Here is a 248-nt window from a genome sequence, read left to right on the forward strand (position 1 = left end):
TCAGACGTCATGATGTTCCTCCGCTTTACTCAGGCTCCGCCAATCAATCCGGCCAACGCAGCAAGCTGTCGAAGCGATGCCTGCTTCGATCCTCAAAGGGAGTGGCGATAATCTCGTTCGATGCCCGAGGGAACCCACCGATCATCACCCGAGATCACGAGGTGGAACACAATTATTTCTATCTCGATCCCTGCAATCTCCATCCAGGGCAGGAGACCATTGTTGCTCAACGTCTTGGGGAGGAACTC

1 pseudogene is annotated in these 248 nt (G+C 54.0%); it reads left to right on the forward strand.

The window, feature by feature from the left end:
- Positions 1–122: 122 nt before the first annotated feature.
- Positions 123–248, forward strand: a pseudogene (locus F9K91_RS26825) (aminotransferase class V-fold PLP-dependent enzyme); the annotation flags it as partial.

This window comes from Brucella tritici (genome assembly GCF_008932295.1).
GTDB lineage: Bacteria > Pseudomonadota > Alphaproteobacteria > Rhizobiales > Rhizobiaceae > Brucella > Brucella tritici.